This window comes from Cupriavidus consociatus, assembly GCF_017814975.1.
GTDB classification, from domain to species: domain Bacteria; phylum Pseudomonadota; class Gammaproteobacteria; order Burkholderiales; family Burkholderiaceae; genus Cupriavidus; species Cupriavidus consociatus.
The window spans coordinates 1-344 of the sequence record NZ_JAGIQA010000186.1 but is presented as its reverse complement, the minus strand read 5'-3'; the positions used below and the strand labels follow the sequence as shown (position 1 = coordinate 344).

1 pseudogene is annotated in these 344 nt (G+C 69.5%); it reads left to right on the top strand.

Going from position 1 to position 344, the window contains the following annotated elements:
- A pseudogene (locus J8I82_RS38025) lies at positions 1-344 on the top strand (Zn-dependent hydrolase); the annotation flags it as partial.

Below are 344 nucleotides of genomic sequence, written 5' to 3'. Positions count from 1 at the left end.
GCGCTGCGCAAGGATGCGCTGCTGGCGGCGTCAGAGCTGGTCGGCATCGTCAACCGCATCGCGCTGGAGCATCCCCCACACGGCCGCGGCACGGTGGGTTGCCTCGGCGTGCATCCCGATTCGCGCAACGTCATTCCCGGCAAGGTCACGATGACGGTGGATCTGCGCGCGGGCGACGACAAGGTGCTGTCTGCGATGGACGCGGCGCTGCACGAGCAGGTTGCAGCATTGGCAGCGCGCAGCGGCATCGCCATCGATCTGCAGCAGGTGGTGTACTTCCCGCCGCAGCCGTTCGATGCACGGCTGGTCGAGGCAGTACGCGGCGGCGCGCGGCGGCTCGGCCA